This is a genomic window from Cohnella zeiphila, from assembly GCF_014212055.1.
Taxonomy (GTDB): Bacteria; Bacillota; Bacilli; order Paenibacillales; family Paenibacillaceae; genus Cohnella; species Cohnella zeiphila.
The window spans coordinates 132,218-145,682 of record NZ_JACJVO010000003.1 but is presented as its reverse complement, the minus strand read 5'-3'; the positions used below and the strand labels follow the sequence as shown (position 1 = coordinate 145,682).

13 protein-coding genes are annotated in these 13,465 nt (G+C 61.3%); 2 read left to right on the top strand and 11 right to left on the bottom strand.

Annotated elements, in window-relative coordinates:
- Positions 1 to 4 precede the first annotated feature (4 nt).
- The 6 genes from H7C18_RS03120 to urtA all read right to left on the bottom strand — a co-directional run bounded on the left by H7C18_RS03120 (position 5) and on the right by urtA (position 5,178).
- Complete coding sequence (locus H7C18_RS03120) at positions 5 to 307, bottom strand: urease subunit gamma (protein WP_185127547.1); 303 nt, start codon at positions 305 to 307, stop codon at positions 5 to 7.
- Between the two features lie 40 nt (positions 308 to 347).
- Positions 348 to 1,046, bottom strand: a complete 699-nt coding sequence (gene urtE, locus H7C18_RS03115) for an urea ABC transporter ATP-binding subunit UrtE (protein WP_185127546.1) — start codon at positions 1,044 to 1,046, stop codon at positions 348 to 350.
- Positions 1,024 to 1,809: an urea ABC transporter ATP-binding protein UrtD gene (gene urtD, locus H7C18_RS03110; RefSeq protein WP_185127545.1), complete on the bottom strand. Its 786-nt coding sequence runs from the start codon at positions 1,807 to 1,809 to the stop codon at positions 1,024 to 1,026. Before urtD ends, urtE begins: the two co-directional genes overlap by 23 nt.
- Complete coding sequence (gene urtC, locus H7C18_RS03105; RefSeq protein ID WP_185127544.1) at positions 1,757 to 2,866, bottom strand: urea ABC transporter permease subunit UrtC; 1,110 nt, start codon at positions 2,864 to 2,866, stop codon at positions 1,757 to 1,759. Before urtC ends, urtD begins: the two co-directional genes overlap by 53 nt.
- A gap of 12 nt (positions 2,867 to 2,878) precedes the next feature.
- Positions 2,879 to 3,781, bottom strand: a complete 903-nt coding sequence (gene urtB / locus H7C18_RS03100) for an urea ABC transporter permease subunit UrtB (RefSeq protein WP_185127543.1) — start codon at positions 3,779 to 3,781, stop codon at positions 2,879 to 2,881.
- 95 nt (positions 3,782 to 3,876) lie between these two features.
- Positions 3,877 to 5,178 carry an urea ABC transporter substrate-binding protein gene (urtA, locus tag H7C18_RS03095; protein WP_185127542.1) on the bottom strand — a complete coding sequence of 434 codons (1,302 nt, stop codon included), beginning with the start codon at positions 5,176 to 5,178 and terminating at the stop codon, positions 3,877 to 3,879.
- Positions 5,179 to 5,416: 238 nt separating this feature from the next.
- On the opposite strand from urtA, the gene H7C18_RS03090 reads away from it, so the two are divergent.
- Entirely contained in the window at positions 5,417 to 6,436 is a 1,020-nt protein-coding gene (locus H7C18_RS03090; RefSeq protein WP_185127541.1) for a HoxN/HupN/NixA family nickel/cobalt transporter, read from the top strand.
- Between the two features lie 73 nt (positions 6,437 to 6,509).
- On the opposite strand, the gene H7C18_RS03085 is transcribed toward H7C18_RS03090, so the two are convergent.
- The 3 genes from H7C18_RS03085 to dgoD form a co-directional block, all read right to left on the bottom strand.
- Positions 6,510 to 7,076, bottom strand: a complete 567-nt coding sequence (locus H7C18_RS03085; protein ID WP_185127540.1) for a hypothetical protein — start codon at positions 7,074 to 7,076, stop codon at positions 6,510 to 6,512.
- Between the two features lie 63 nt (positions 7,077 to 7,139).
- Positions 7,140 to 7,958, bottom strand: a complete 819-nt coding sequence (locus tag H7C18_RS03080) for an MBL fold metallo-hydrolase (RefSeq protein ID WP_185127539.1) — start codon at positions 7,956 to 7,958, stop codon at positions 7,140 to 7,142.
- A gap of 50 nt (positions 7,959 to 8,008) precedes the next feature.
- A complete protein-coding gene (gene dgoD / locus H7C18_RS03075) occupies positions 8,009 to 9,157 on the bottom strand; it encodes a galactonate dehydratase (protein ID WP_185127538.1) in 1,149 nt (382 codons plus the stop codon).
- 232 nt (positions 9,158 to 9,389) lie between these two features.
- Here dgoD and H7C18_RS03070 point away from each other — a divergent pair, with 232 nt between their 5' ends.
- Positions 9,390 to 9,629 (top strand): indolepyruvate ferredoxin oxidoreductase subunit alpha, encoded by a 240-nt coding sequence (locus tag H7C18_RS03070; RefSeq protein ID WP_185127537.1) that lies wholly within the window; start codon positions 9,390 to 9,392, stop codon positions 9,627 to 9,629.
- A gap of 71 nt (positions 9,630 to 9,700) precedes the next feature.
- Here the strand turns inward: H7C18_RS03070 and H7C18_RS03065 are convergent, their stop codons facing one another.
- The gene (locus tag H7C18_RS03065) at positions 9,701 to 11,140 is read right to left on the bottom strand and encodes a multicopper oxidase domain-containing protein (protein ID WP_185127536.1); all 1,440 of its coding nucleotides are present in this window, start codon (positions 11,138 to 11,140) and stop codon (positions 9,701 to 9,703) included.
- A 94-nt stretch (positions 11,141 to 11,234) separates the two neighbouring features.
- Positions 11,235 to 13,421: an alkaline phosphatase PhoX gene (locus H7C18_RS03060; protein WP_185127535.1), complete on the bottom strand. Its 2,187-nt coding sequence runs from the start codon at positions 13,419 to 13,421 to the stop codon at positions 11,235 to 11,237.
- Positions 13,422 to 13,465 lie beyond the last annotated feature (44 nt).

The window sequence follows — 13,465 nt, the reverse complement described above, 5'->3', positions numbered from 1 at the left end:
ACGTTTATCGAATCGGATGGTGAACCGTGACCAGCTTCGTCCCATCCGGAAAAGTCGCCTCCACCTGAATATCCGCGATCATCTCCGGCACGCCCTCCATGACGTCCTCCCGGGACAGAATGCGGGTACCCGCGTCCATCAGCTCCGCCACCGTCCGGCCGTCGCGGGCTCCTTCCATGATCTCGTAAGTAATGAGCGCCACGGCTTCGGGGTAGTTCAGCTTCAATCCCCGCGCCCTGCGGCGCCCGGCCAGATCCGCCGCGACGACGACGAGCAGCTTCTCCTGCTCCCGCGCTGACAGCTTCATGCGATCCCCTCCAACCGTATTCCGGAATGCCGATCGGCCGTCATACGGCCAAGTGCCGATGCAGCTCGGATTCGTCCAATTCCTCGAACGCTCCCGCGGCGACGACCGTTCCCTTGTCGATGACATAGACGTAGTCGGCCACGCTGCGCACGAACTCCAAACTTTGCTCGACCAGCAGAATGGCCGTGCTCCCATCCTGCTTGATGTTCACGATGACGTCCCGAATCTCCTGGACGATCGAAGGCTGAATGCCCTCGGTCGGCTCATCCAGCAGCAGCAGCTTGGGCTCCGCGGCCAGCGCCCGCGCGAAGGCGAGCTGCTGCTGCTGGCCGCCGCTCAGGTCTCCGCCCTTGCGCCGGTACATCGTCCTCAGCACCGGAAATTTCTCCAGCGCCGCCTCCGGGATGCCGCGCTTGCGGCTCTCCCGGCCGGCTTCCAGGCCGAGCAGCAAATTCTCATACACGCTGAGCTGAGGGAAGATCTCCCGCCCTTGCGGCACATAACCGATGCCGGCGGCCGCGCGGGCGCCCGGCGCCTTGCGGGTCAGCTCGGCCTCCCCGAAGCGGATGGAGCCGCCTCGCGCTTTCAAGGCGCCCATGATCGTCTTCAACAGCGTCGTTTTGCCGACGCCGTTGCGTCCCATCAGGCAGACGACCTGCCCCGGCCGCACTTCCAGGCTGACGTCCCGGACGACGACGCTCTCCCCGTAGCCCGACTCAAGCCGGCGCACCGACAACATCCGCATCCCTCCTCTTGCCCAAGTAGACTTCGGCGACGCGGGCGTCCGCCTGCACTTCGTCCATCGTTCCTTCCATCAGCAGCTTGCCTTCGTGCATGATCGTCACTTTGCCGGCGAACTGCCGGACGAACTCCATGTCGTGCTCGACGACGAGCACGCATCGATCCACGGAAATGCGGCGCAGCAGCTCCCCGGTCTTTTCCGTCTCCGCGTCGGTCATTCCCGCCACCGGTTCGTCAAGCAGCACGACCGCCGGTTCCTGAATAAGCAGCATGCCGATCTCCAGCCACTGCTTCTGCCCGTGAGAGAGTCCCCCGGCGCGCCGGCCGGATACCTCTCCAAGGCCGATCGTGCTCAGCATCCGTTCGATCGCCCTCGCGTCCTCCTCCTTGCGCCGGGCGAACAGGACGCTGAACACGCCCTTCTTCTTTTGCAGCGACAGCGCCAGGTTCTCCTCGACCGTCAGCTCCGAGAAGATCGAAGGAGCCTGGAATTTGCGGCCGATGCCGAGCTGGGCGATCTGATGCTCTTTCTTCTTCGACAGGTCGATCCGGTCCCGGAACAGAATACGGCCCGAAGCCGGCCTCGCCTTGCCGCACATGACGTCCAGCATCGTCGTCTTGCCCGCCCCGTTCGGGCCGATCAGGAAGTGCACCTCGTTCTTGCGCAGTGACAAGTCCATCCCGTTCACCGCTCTGAAGCCGTCGAACTCAACGGTGATCTTCTCCAACGACAGCACGACCTCTTCCGCCGGCCATGGCATCGCCCAGCCCCCCTTTCATTCGCGCGCCCAACCGGGCGAGCAAGCCGAACAGCCCTTTCGGCAGGAACACGACCACCACGATGAACAAGCCGCCCAGCAAAAAAGTCCAGAAGTCCGGATACGTCTCGCTGAGTCCGCTCTTGGAGGCATTGATGAGCAGGGCGCCGGCCGCAGCGCCGATCAGCGAGCCCCGGCCGCCGATCGCCACCCAGAGCACCATTTCAATAGAGGGCACGATATCCATCATCGACGGAGAGATGATGCCGACCTGAAGCACGAACAGGACGCCGGCCAGACCGGCCAAGCCTGCCGACACTGTGAAGACGAACATCTGATACTTCGCCGGATCGTAGCCGAGAAATCGCAGCCGGTTCTGTCCGTCCCTCACCGCTTGCAGCACTTTGCCGAACGGTCCGCGCACGAGCCGGCGGCACAGCAGGAAGCTGCCGACAAGCGCCGCCGCGGAAATGTAATACAGCCCGTTCTTGACCGACGGAGACGCCAGCGAGAAGCCGAGGACGTGACGGAAGCCGGTAATGCCGTTCGTGCCGCCCGTGTATGCCTGCTGTCCGATCATCAGCGTCACGACGATCAGCACCAGCGCCTGGGTTAGAATCGTGAAGTAGACGCCGCGAATCCGGTTGCGGAAGGTGAAGAAGCCGAGCAGAAGCGCGAGCAGCATCGGCAGCAGGACGGACAGGAGCAGCGCGACGCCGAAAAAGCGGAACGGCTCCCAGAACCACGGGAGGCTCGTCACGCCGCTCCATTGCATGAAATCCGGAAGGCGGCCTGCCCCGGTCGCTTCCAGCTTCAAGTACATCGCCATGCAATAAGCGCCGATGCCGAAGAAGATCCCGTGGCCGAGACTCAGAATGCCCGTATAGCCCCAGATCAGGTCCAGTCCGAGAGCCACGACGCCGTAAGCCAGAAACTTGCCGAGCAGGTTCAGCCGGAAATCCGAGAGGAACATCGGAGCGCACGCCAGCAAAGCCACGACAGCCGCGTACGCGAGCGTGATGACGATCTTCCGCCGAACGGTTGCGTTCTTGAGCAGCATCGTCTTCCCCCCTTAGTCAAGGCTTCGCGTGCGCATGGCCACCAGCCCCTGCGGCTTCCATTGCAGGAAAGCCACGATGCAGGCGAATACGAGCACCTTGCCGAGCGAAGCGTTCGTCCAGAATTCGAAATACGTGTTGAACACGCCCATTCCGAGGGCTCCCGCTACGGTGCCGAGCAGCTTGCCGACGCCGCCCAGAACGACCACCATGAAAGCGTCCACGATATAATAGGTTCCGAGCGACGGACCGATCGGTCCGATCAGCGAGAGCGCGCAGCCGGCGACGCCCGCGATGCCCGAGCCGATGGCGAACGTCATCGCGTCCACCCGACGCGTCGAGATGCCCAGACACGCCGCCATCTGGCGGTTCTGCATGACGGCGCGCATTCTCCGTCCCGCGGCGCTGCGGTAGATGTACAGGTACATCGCAATCAGCGTCACGATCACGAGCCCGATGATAAAAAGCCGTTTGTACGGCAGCACGCTTCCGCCGAGCGAGAGACCGCCGTTCAGCCACTCCGGGCTTTTGACGCCGACGTTCGGCGCCCCGAAGATCGTGCGGGCCAGCTGCTGCAGCACCATGCCGACGCCCCACGTCGCCAGCAGGCTGTCGAGCGGCCGGCCGTACAGGAACCGGATCAGCCCCGCTTCGAGCGCCAGCCCGACCAGGAACGACACGCAGAACGCGGCGGGAATGGCGACCGCGAAATACGCGCCGAACCACGAAGCGGGTAAATAGTCCGCGAACAGGTTCTGCATGACGTAGGCGGTGTAGGCGCCGATCATGATCAATTCGCCGTGCGCCATGTTGATGACGTTCATGAGGCCGAACGTAATGGCGAGCCCCAGCGCGATGAGCAGCAGGATCGAGCTTACGCTCAAGGAATTGAACATCTGTACGAGCCAGACCGACATCAGGGACGCCTCCTTTTCTTCTCAAATAGACGGCGGGAGGCGGGAAGATCTCCCGCCTCGCGCGCCCTTGCCCGCGGCAATACCGCGAGGCGAGGTTACCCGTTGCCGCCGCTCAGCCCGGCCGCCCAGTCATAAGTCTCGAGGTACGGATCCGGCTTCACGGCGTCGCCGGAATTCCACAATTCCTTGAACTGTCCGTCCGGCTGCGCTTCGCCGATGCGGGCCACTTTGTACAGATGCTGGTTGTCGCCGTCGATCTTCACCTTGCCTTCCGGCGCGTCGAATTCGAGGCCTTTGGCCGCTTCTTTCACTTTATCCACATCGGTGGAGCCCGCTTTTTCCACCGCTGCCTTCCACAGGTACACCGCCGTGTAGCCCGCCTCGATCGGGTCGTCCGTGACACGGTCCGCTCCGTACTTCGCTTTGTAGGCGTCCACGAACTTCTTGTTCTCGGGCGAATCGATCGACTGGAAGTAGTTCCACGCCGTCAGATGGCCCGCCAGCACATCCGCCCCGATGCCGCGCGCCTCTTCCTCCGCGACGCTGACCGACATCGTCGTCAGCTTGTCGCTGGTGATGCCCGCGTCCTTCAACTGCTTGAAGAAGGCGACGTTGCTGTCCCCGTTCAGCGTGTTGAAGACGACGTCCGGCTTGGCGGCCTGAATCTTGCTGATAATCGTGCTGAAGTCCGTGTGGCCGAGCGGCGTGTATTCTTCTCCGGCCAGCTCGCCGCCCTTGGCTTTGAGCTGCGCTTTGATGATCATGTTCGCGGTTCTCGGGAAGACGTAATCCGAGCCGAGCAGGTAGAACTTCTTCCCTTTATTCTCCAGCAGCCAATCGACCGCCGGCACGATCTGCTGGTTCGTCGTCGCGCCCGTGTAGAAAATGTTCGGCGACTTCTCCATGCCTTCGTACTGCACCGGGTACCAAAGCAGGCCGTTCAGCTCTTCGAACACCGGCAGCATCGCCTTCCGGCTGGCCGACGTCCAGCCGCCGAACACCGTCGCGACCTTGTCGTCGGTCAGCAGCTTGCGCGCCTTCTCGGCGAAGGTCGGCCAATCCGAGGCTCCGTCCTCCACGACCGGCACGATCTGTTTCCCAAGCACGCCGCCTGCGGCATTGATCTCGTCGATCGCCATCAGCTCCGCATCGCGCACCGACACTTCGCTGATCGCCATGGTACCGCTAAGCGAATGCAGAATGCCGACCTTGATGCCGTCTCCCGAAGCAGACGGGCTGCCGCTTGCCGCACTGCTGCTCGCCGGTTGACTCGACCCGCCGCTTGCCGACGGGCTCGCTCCGTTGTTCGCCGAATTGTTCGCGCCGCATCCTGCCAGCAGCAGCAGACCGGCCCCCAATGCCAAAATCCCGAACCTCTTCGTTCTTTTTCTCTTCATTCTCTTGTCTCCCTCCGCTTTCCATTTGTAAAACCTAACACACATTGTGATGAAAAACCAAATCATGCCAGTGTTTCTGCTGCCATTATAGGTTTGTTGTTTATTTTGTGTCAATATATCTTACAAAAAATTACCGCATTAAATTTGATTTTGCTGTAACAGTTCACAAACCTTGGTTTATTATGTTATATTTCATTACGCAAAAGAACGTGAACATCGGAATGAGGGGGAAGGGTCTATGAAAATTGCCGAACGGAGAAAACCGAAGTGGAAAAAATACGGGGCGGCGGTTCTGGCGCTCCATCTTGCCGGCATCGGCCTGCTGCTTCTGTCCCTGAAGGAATCCCCCGCCCTGCTCGGCCTGGGCATTCTGGCTTATACGCTGGGACTTCGGCACGCGTTCGACGCGGATCATATCGCCGCCATCGACAATACCGTGCGCAAGCTTCTGCAGCAAAACAAAAATCCGACCGGAGTCGGATTCTACTTCTCTCTTGGACATTCGACCGTCGTCTGCTGCATGGCCGTCGCCGTCGCGCTCGCCGCGCGCTGGGCGGGGGCCCGTCTGCCGCAGTTCCGGGATATCGGCGGGGTCATCGGCGCTTCCGTATCGGGATTTTTCCTCGTGCTGATGGGGGCGCTGAACCTGGCGATTCTTCTGCAGATCTACCAGGTATTCCGGAAGATGCGCTCCGGCTCGTACCGGAACGATCAGTTGGAGAGGATGCTCGAATCCCGGGGACTTCTGGCCCGGTTGCTGAATCCGCTGTTTCGGCTGGTCGGCCAAAGCTGGCACGTCTATCCGATCGGCTTGCTGTTCGGCCTCGGGTTCGATACCGCCAGCGAAGTGGCGCTCATGGCGCTCTCGGCCGGGACCGGCGGGAACGAGCTCCCGGTATCCGGTATTCTGGCCCTGCCGCTGCTGTTCGCCTCCGGCATGAGCCTGATGGATACCGCGGACGGCGTCTTCATGACGACCGCTTATCGCTGGGCTTTTCGCACTCCGCTGCGCAAAGCCTACTATAATATGACGGTCACCGGCCTGTCCGTCGTGGCGGCGCTCTTCATCGGCTCCATCGAGCTGGCCCAGGTGCTGACTTCGAAGCTCGGCATGGACGGTTCCTTCTCGCAGTGGGTTCAAGCGCTGAACCTCGCCGACGTCGGATACATGACCGTCGCCCTGTTCGCCGTCTCCTGGGCCGTCTCGTACGGAATCTGGAAGCTGATGAAGATCGAAGAGCGCTGGAGCCCCCGATAAAAGCGCGAATCGGGTAGCTCGGCTGATCACGGACACCGCTCGCCAGGCGCTTGCTCCGTGATCAGCCGCTCTCCTACGCTTCCGAACGCCGGTCCCCTGTCCCGAGCTCGCGGATTTTGCGGATCAGGCCGTACAAACCGTGCGCCCTCAGGACGAGAACGAGCGCGATCGCCAGCTTCAGCAGCACGGCGACGAGCGCGATCCAGGTTTGACGCCGGAGCATATCGAATCCGGAAGGAATTTCGCTATGGGCGATTTGAACCAGCTGAGCGATGTACAGGAACAAATTCGGGATGTTCTCGACGAGCAGCACGATCCCGACGATCGTGAAGCCGAGCGCATACCATTCCCGATAAGAAGCCGGCCGGCTTTGCTCCGGAACTTCGTTCTTGCCGACGGCGAAGAACCGCACGAGCCTGCCCGTGCGGTTCCAGAGCCACCATCCGGCGAGCAGGTAGATGATCCCGCTGGCCAGAATGGCCGTCACGATCAGCCCCCAATTGAGCAGCTGACCCGAATCCTGATCGATGAAGTATGGATATAACGCCTGGAACAGGTTCGCGAATTGGCCGATTCCGCGAATGATGACGTATAACGCCATAATCCGAAGCAGAACGAACGCGATTTCCTTGGCCCTCATGCGCATTCCTCCCTTTTCCCCAGTATACCGCAATCTGGAAAAAAGGTCTCGGGATGGAATGCTCTACATGTCCAGAACCATCCCGTCATAGGCAACCCGGATGCCGTGCGGCTCGAAGATGCCGATCAGCTCCTCGTGCAGCAGATGCGCGTTGTGGGAGAAGTGCGTGACCGCGACCGCGCCGCCCGGCTTCATCATGCCGTACTCCGCGAACTTGTCGACGGTCTCCAGCACGGCGTCGACGTTCATATGGTTCGTCCGATGGTCGATGCGGCCCATCGTGCATTCCAGGATGGCGAGATCGAGCTTCTTGTCCCGGAGCCAGTTCCAGGTCTCCTCCGGGAACCAGCCGCCGTCGTGGCCGTACAGCACCGTCTTGCCGCTCTTCTCGATATAGTAGAGAAGGCAGGTCTCGTTCGGGTCGTGGCTGGCCGGAAGCGGAACGGCAATCCCCGTCTGCAGCTCGATCCGCCGAAAAGGCTGCGCCCGGTGAATCGCGTATTTGCCCCGAACGCCCCCTTCGGCGTTCAGAGCCCGGAGACATTCGGCGATCGCCAGGTCGTTCCCGTACAGATGAATGGGCGATTCGCCCGCCTGCGCGTAACCGGGCAGGCGGGCCGCCAGGTCCGGCGCGTAGAGATGGTCGGTATGCGAATGGGTCAGCAGAATGTCCTTGACCCGGTCCAAGTCGAGCCGGTCGCGGAGCATATGGTACATCGTGTCCGGAGGAAAATCCACCTTCAGGTCGTCGTCCAGCAGGACCGACGTGCGCGTCCGGATGTTTTTCCCGCCGAGCTCCATGGCCTTCCGGCATAGCTCGCAGCTGCAGAACAGCGACGGAATGCCTTCGAACGCCGCCGTCCCGAGAAACCGAACCTTCATCGCCTCTCATCTCCCTTGTTGGCTAATAGAGGACCGGCGTCACTCGCACTCTACCATTCCGCAATCGTGCCGTCGGCCTGGCGCCAGACGGGATTCTTCCATTGGTGGCCGATCTCCGCCATCGCGCGAACCTTCTCTTCGTTCACCTCGATGCCGAGCCCCGGCAGCTTCAGGTTGTCGACGTAGCCGTCGCTGTACCGGAAGACCGAAGCATCCTTGACGTAGTCGAGAAGGTCGTTGCCTTGATTGTAATGGATTCCGAGGCTCTGCTCCTGAATGATCGCGTTCGGCGTGCAGGCGTCCAGCTGCAGGCAGGCGGCCAGCGCGATCGGGCCGAGCGGGCAGTGCGGAGCGACCGCTACGTCGTAGGCTTCCGCCATCGCCGCGATCTTCCGCGTCTCGAGAATGCCGCCGGCGTGCGACAGGTCCGGCTGGATGATGTCGACGATGCCCTGCGCGAGCAGCTCCTTGAAGCCCCAGCGCGTATACATCCGCTCGCCCGTGGCGATCGGGCAAGACGTATGGCGCGCGATCTCCTTCAGCGCTTCGTTGTTCTCGGGCAGCACCGGCTCTTCGATGAACATCGGCCGGAACGGCTCAAGCTCCTTCGCGAGAATCTTGGCCATCGACTTGTGCACCCGTCCGTGAAAATCGATGCCGATTCCGAGTTCCGGCCCGCCGGCCTCGCGCGCCGCCGCGATCCGGGCGACGGCTTGTTCGACTTTGGAGAACGAGTCGATGTAGTGCATCTCTTCCGTCGCGTTCATCTTCACCGCCGTAAATCCAGCGGCGATCTGCTTCTTCGCCTCCGCGCCCACGTCGCTCGGCCGGTCGCCGCCGATCCAATTGTAGACGCGGATCCGGTCGCGGCAGGCGCCTCCCAGCAAATCGTAGACCGGCGCGTTGTAGAACTTGCCCTTGATGTCCCAGAGCGCCTGTTCGATGCCCGACAGCGCGCTGGTCAGAACGGGACCGCCGCGGTAGAAGCCGGCCCGGTACAAGGTCTGGAACAGGTCTTCGATCCGCATCGGGTCCTTGCCGACGATCGTCTCGCCCATTTCCTTGACGGCTGCCATGACCGTATCCGCCTTGCCTTCCACGATCGGCTCGCCCCAACCGGCCAGCCCTTCGTCCGTCTCGATCTTGAGAAACAGCCAACGCGGCGGCACTTTGAACAATTCAAGGCTCCTGATCTTCACTTTCGCATTCCGCTCCTTTACCGGGAGAATCAAAATAATGGGTTCGTAACTAAGATTAGCCGTACGCGCCGATTCTCACAAGAGTATATTGAACACGTACAGGTTATGCGGTAAGATGAAAGCGAACAGGCAATGGCTAGGATCCGGAATACTCGTCCAATCTCCAACGTATGATTAGCTATGTCGGGCAACTCTCGAAGCTGATACCAAATTGTAGGAGGGTGTGAGTGTTATGGCATTTGTAATCACGGAAGCTTGCATTGGCGAGAAGGCGGCGGACTGCACGGACGTGTGCCCTGTCGACTGTATCAAGGAAGGCGACGATCAGTACTTCATCGACGCCGACACTTGCATCGATTGCGGCGCTTGTGAAACCGCTTGCCCGGTCGGAGCCATTTTTTACGAGGACGATTTGACGGAAGAACGCAAGGTGTTCATCGACAAGGCGAAGCAATTCTATCAAAGTTTATAATTTCCCGCATGAACGAAAGATCGCTCTGCCTCCCAGCGGGAGGCGGAGCGATCTTTTTTTTGCCGTTTTGCTTATTCCGTCACGTTCAGAATGCTGATCAGTCCGCCCATCTCGCCCATGCTCATGCCGCCCATGGCGTCGCCGCCGTTCATCGTATGGTCGAGAATGTGGCAGTGGAACATCCATTTTCCGACGGCGTCCGCCCGCAGGGCGATGTCGGCCGTCTCTCCGGGCCCGATCAGCAGCGTGTTCATCGTCTCGACCGACTTGAGCGGGCTGCCGTTGCGCGCGATCAGCCGGAAGTCCATGCCGTGAAGATGCATCGTGTGCGTCTCCATCGTGTCGATGTTGATCAGCCGAATCCGCACCGTCTCGCCTTTCTTGACGTTCAGCGGCGGCGTGTCCGGGTAGCTGACGCCGTTCATCGTGAAATAGTCCTCTTCGTCCTCGGGCGTCGTATTGACGTGGAAGCCCGACAGCAGCATCGTGTAATCGTGGTCGTAAGCCGTCTGCGCCGTCAACTCGCCATTATCGGCCGCGGGAACGGCAGGCGTCTTCGGATCGATGATGAAGGCGCCGTACATGCCGTTGCCCACCTGCTTCATATCGTCGTAATGCGAGTGGTAGATGAACGTCCCGGCGTGGCTGGCCGTAAACTCGTAATCGAACGTGCCGCCGGCCTGAACCGCCTCCTGCGTAAGGCCCGGCACCCCGTCCATCTCGTTGGGCACCAGCACGCCGTGCCAGTGGATCGTGGCCGGCTCCGGCAGATGATTGACGAAATGAATACGGACGCGGTCGCCTTCCGTCACCCGGATGGTCGGTCCGGGAGCTTGGCCGTTGAACGTCCAGGCGGTCGTCATCACGCCGTCGACCGGGACCCAATCGTGCAGCTCCGCGGTCAACGTGAACTCCTTCGTCCCGTCGGCGGCAATCGTCGGCGTCATGCCTTTGCCGTTCAGCACGTCCTCCACCTGCGGCTTTTCCGCCTCAAACTGCTCGGCCGCTTCGGGGGTAAGCAGCTCGATGCGATGGCGGCCGGCGTCGTACTTGTACGACAGGCCGATCGCTTCCGCCAGCGAATCCGCCACCGCCGTCATGCTGCGGCCCATCAGCATCGGGTCGACGTCTGCCGGAAGCCGTTCGCCGTTCCAGACGACGGCGTGCCCCATGGAGCCCGCCATGGAGCCGTCCATGCCGTCCGACGCCGGATACATGCCGTCTCCGACAATGGCCGCATGGTGCTTCGCATCCCATTTGACCGGCAGGTTCAAAGCCTCGGCGACGTCCCGCACTTGCACCCGCAGCTCGCTTAAGTCGCCGCTCTCGATTCCCGGATTCGGCAGCAGCCGGCCGTCCAGCGTCACCTGAATGCCGGCGCCTTCGCCGGCCTCCGCGTCGCCGGAGCTCATGCTCATCGCGCTCGCGTGAAGAAGCTGCGACGAGGCTGCCGCGAGCAGCGCCGCAAAAACGGCGACTCTCCATTTCCTGGAGCGAATTCCTGCCTTCATCTTTCTCTCTCCTTCGGACGAGAGACCGCCCGGCGAACCGGACGGTCTCACGGTTAATCGATCGTTCCGCGCAAGCGCTGCTTTGAAGAACGGCTTACAGCTTGGCGAATTGGTCCCAGACGCCGGACGGGAACATCACTTTCCCTTTGGAAAACTGCGTGACGACCGGAAGGCTTACGCTCTTTCCGTCCAGCAGGGCCGTTTTCTCGCCGACATTCAGCCTCAGCGTATGCGTTCCCTTGGTGACGACGACTTCTTTGTTTTTCCCGTGCCAGTCCACTTTCGCTCCGGCCGCTTGCGCCGTATCGCGCAGCGGGATCAGCGAATCGTCCGCCGGAGAGGAAATCTGACCGCCTCCGGACTCCTCGGGAGCGGCCGCGGCGATCTGCTCCATGCTCGGAATGCCCGAGACGTAGCCGACGACGCCGGACTTGCGGTTGTTGAAATTCGCGTCGATGTTGTTCAGCACTTCGGTCTTCAGCGGATCGGGAACGATCATCTCGTCGCCCGGGTGCTGCAGGTTGCTCATCACGTAGCTGAAGCCGTTCAGGTCTTCTACCGCCTGCAGGCCGGTCGCTTCCGCGCCGGAAGGCGTGCTCAGAATCCGGGAGAGCTTGCCGGTGTCGATGTTGTACGCCCAAACGTAGTTGTTGGCGTGCATTCCGCTGTCCTCACCGATAAACAGCGTGCGAAGCTGCTCCGAATAGCTCAGGTTGTCGGGATTGGCGACTTTGTCGTCCGCGGCCGTGTCTCCCTTGGCGTCCGGCGCCGACAAATCTTCGCCCCAGAGCAGGCCCTTCATCGTCTGCGGCACGTAGTCGCTCGCGATCGCTTCTCCGCTCCGGTCCTTCTGGCCGCCGCCCAGCGAGAGCTCGTACGTTACGCCGGAAGAGATTTTGTCCACGTGAATATCGTCGACCGGATCGGCTCCCTTGCTGTCCTTCTCCATCGACTTCTCCACGTAAGACATGGCGATGTACGCCTTCTTGTCCTTGGCATTCAGCGTGACGCCTTCCATCTTGTTGAACTCGGACGTCGCGCCGAGCATGGCCGCATAGCGCCGGGATTCGAGGAACGCGGCCGCCTTCTCCATGCCGGGCTTCAGCTTCAAATATTCGGTTTTGCCGCTCGGGTATGTCTTGATCGTGGCGAAGCCGTCGGCCGGCTTGTCCGACGTCTCGAAAATGTCGCTGAACGTCAGTCCCTTGTCGATCTCGGCGCGAATCTCGTCATCCGTGGCATGGCCGAGGCTGATCCACTCCAGGTTGGCGGAGCCGCCGTTCGCCGCGCTCGTCTGAATCCACTTCGCGGCGTACAGCGTGCCGGCGGACAGGTCCTGCGCCTTGTCGGCGACGTACATGAACAGCATCGTGTTCCCGCCGTCGTCTCCGAAATAGACCGTTTTGCCGTCCGGAGCCACCTTCGCCAGCTCGTGGGAGAACCGGCCGAGGCTGTAGTGCTTGACCGCGCTCGCCTTGTTGTCCTGGTCCACCGACACTTCGACGATGTAGTTATAGTCGTACGGATTGCCTTTCTTGGTCGTATCCTGATAATAGTTTTGCACGAAGGAGCTCAAGTAAGTCTGGGTCGGATCCGCCTCGTAGGCCCTCGCATCCGCTTCATACTCTTCGCTGCCCAAATGCGTGTTCCACGGAGTCAGCGACCCGTTGCACGGGATCCACAGCCCGTCCACTCCGGAGAAATCGACCTTCTGCAGCTCGACGGGAGTCAGTTCCCCGGTCGTCTTGTTCTGGTCGATCTTCGTCAGGCTCATGCTGGCCGGAACGAGACCGTAGGCGGAATCCCCGGCATTGTTGGAGGTGATGTATTCGTAGTGGGTGACCAGCGACAGCGGATTGCCGCCGAGCGAAGTCGGGCTCATTCCGGGAACCTGGAACAGGCTGTTGGCATCCGGAGCGTCGGATACGTAGGGCACCGGGTTGTTCGGCGCGCTCGTATCCATGATCGGCTTGCCGTTGGCGTCTACGGAGACGCCCGCGATCGTGCCGCCGACGGAATCGGTCGACTTGAACAGCTGTTTGTACGCGAGCGGGAACGTTTTGACGGTACCGTCGCCGTACGTAACTTTCACGGATGCGCCGGTATACACCTGAGCCATCTGCTGCGCGCCCGCCGGTGCGTTCATGCCCACGAATTCGATCGACTTCACGGCAGCCTGCGCCGGAGTTGCCGCCTGAGCCGGCAATGCCGCCGGGAGAACGAGCGCCAGTCCGAGTACCGGTGCCGCCCACTTCTTGTTCGGAATGCGTTTTCGTTTCATGATAGATACCTGCCCCTCATAGAGACTGATGAGAACAGAACCAT

What these genes read in the sequence shown, in the direction of transcription:
- H7C18_RS03070 (WP_185127537.1), top strand. Translation starts at nt 9,390, where the DNA reads ATGGCATTTGTAATCACGGAAGCTTGCATTGGCGAGAAGGCGGCGGAC.
- urtD (WP_185127545.1), bottom strand. Translation starts at nt 1,809, where the DNA reads ATGCCATGGCCGGCGGAAGAGGTCGTGCTGTCGTTGGAGAAGATCACC.
- H7C18_RS03060 (WP_185127535.1), bottom strand. Translation starts at nt 13,421, where the DNA reads ATGAAACGAAAACGCATTCCGAACAAGAAGTGGGCGGCACCGGTACTC.
- H7C18_RS03080 (WP_185127539.1), bottom strand. Translation starts at nt 7,958, where the DNA reads ATGAAGGTTCGGTTTCTCGGGACGGCGGCGTTCGAAGGCATTCCGTCG.
- H7C18_RS03120 (WP_185127547.1), bottom strand. Translation starts at nt 307, where the DNA reads ATGAAGCTGTCAGCGCGGGAGCAGGAGAAGCTGCTCGTCGTCGTCGCG.
- urtA (WP_185127542.1), bottom strand. Translation starts at nt 5,178, where the DNA reads ATGAAGAGAAAAAGAACGAAGAGGTTCGGGATTTTGGCATTGGGGGCC.
- urtE (WP_185127546.1), bottom strand. Translation starts at nt 1,046, where the DNA reads ATGTTGTCGGTGCGCCGGCTTGAGTCGGGCTACGGGGAGAGCGTCGTC.
- H7C18_RS03090 (WP_185127541.1), top strand. Translation starts at nt 5,417, where the DNA reads ATGAAAATTGCCGAACGGAGAAAACCGAAGTGGAAAAAATACGGGGCG.
- H7C18_RS03085 (WP_185127540.1), bottom strand. Translation starts at nt 7,076, where the DNA reads ATGAGGGCCAAGGAAATCGCGTTCGTTCTGCTTCGGATTATGGCGTTA.
- urtB (WP_185127543.1), bottom strand. Translation starts at nt 3,781, where the DNA reads ATGTCGGTCTGGCTCGTACAGATGTTCAATTCCTTGAGCGTAAGCTCG.
- H7C18_RS03065 (WP_185127536.1), bottom strand. Translation starts at nt 11,140, where the DNA reads ATGAAGGCAGGAATTCGCTCCAGGAAATGGAGAGTCGCCGTTTTTGCG.
- urtC (WP_185127544.1), bottom strand. Translation starts at nt 2,866, where the DNA reads ATGCTGCTCAAGAACGCAACCGTTCGGCGGAAGATCGTCATCACGCTC.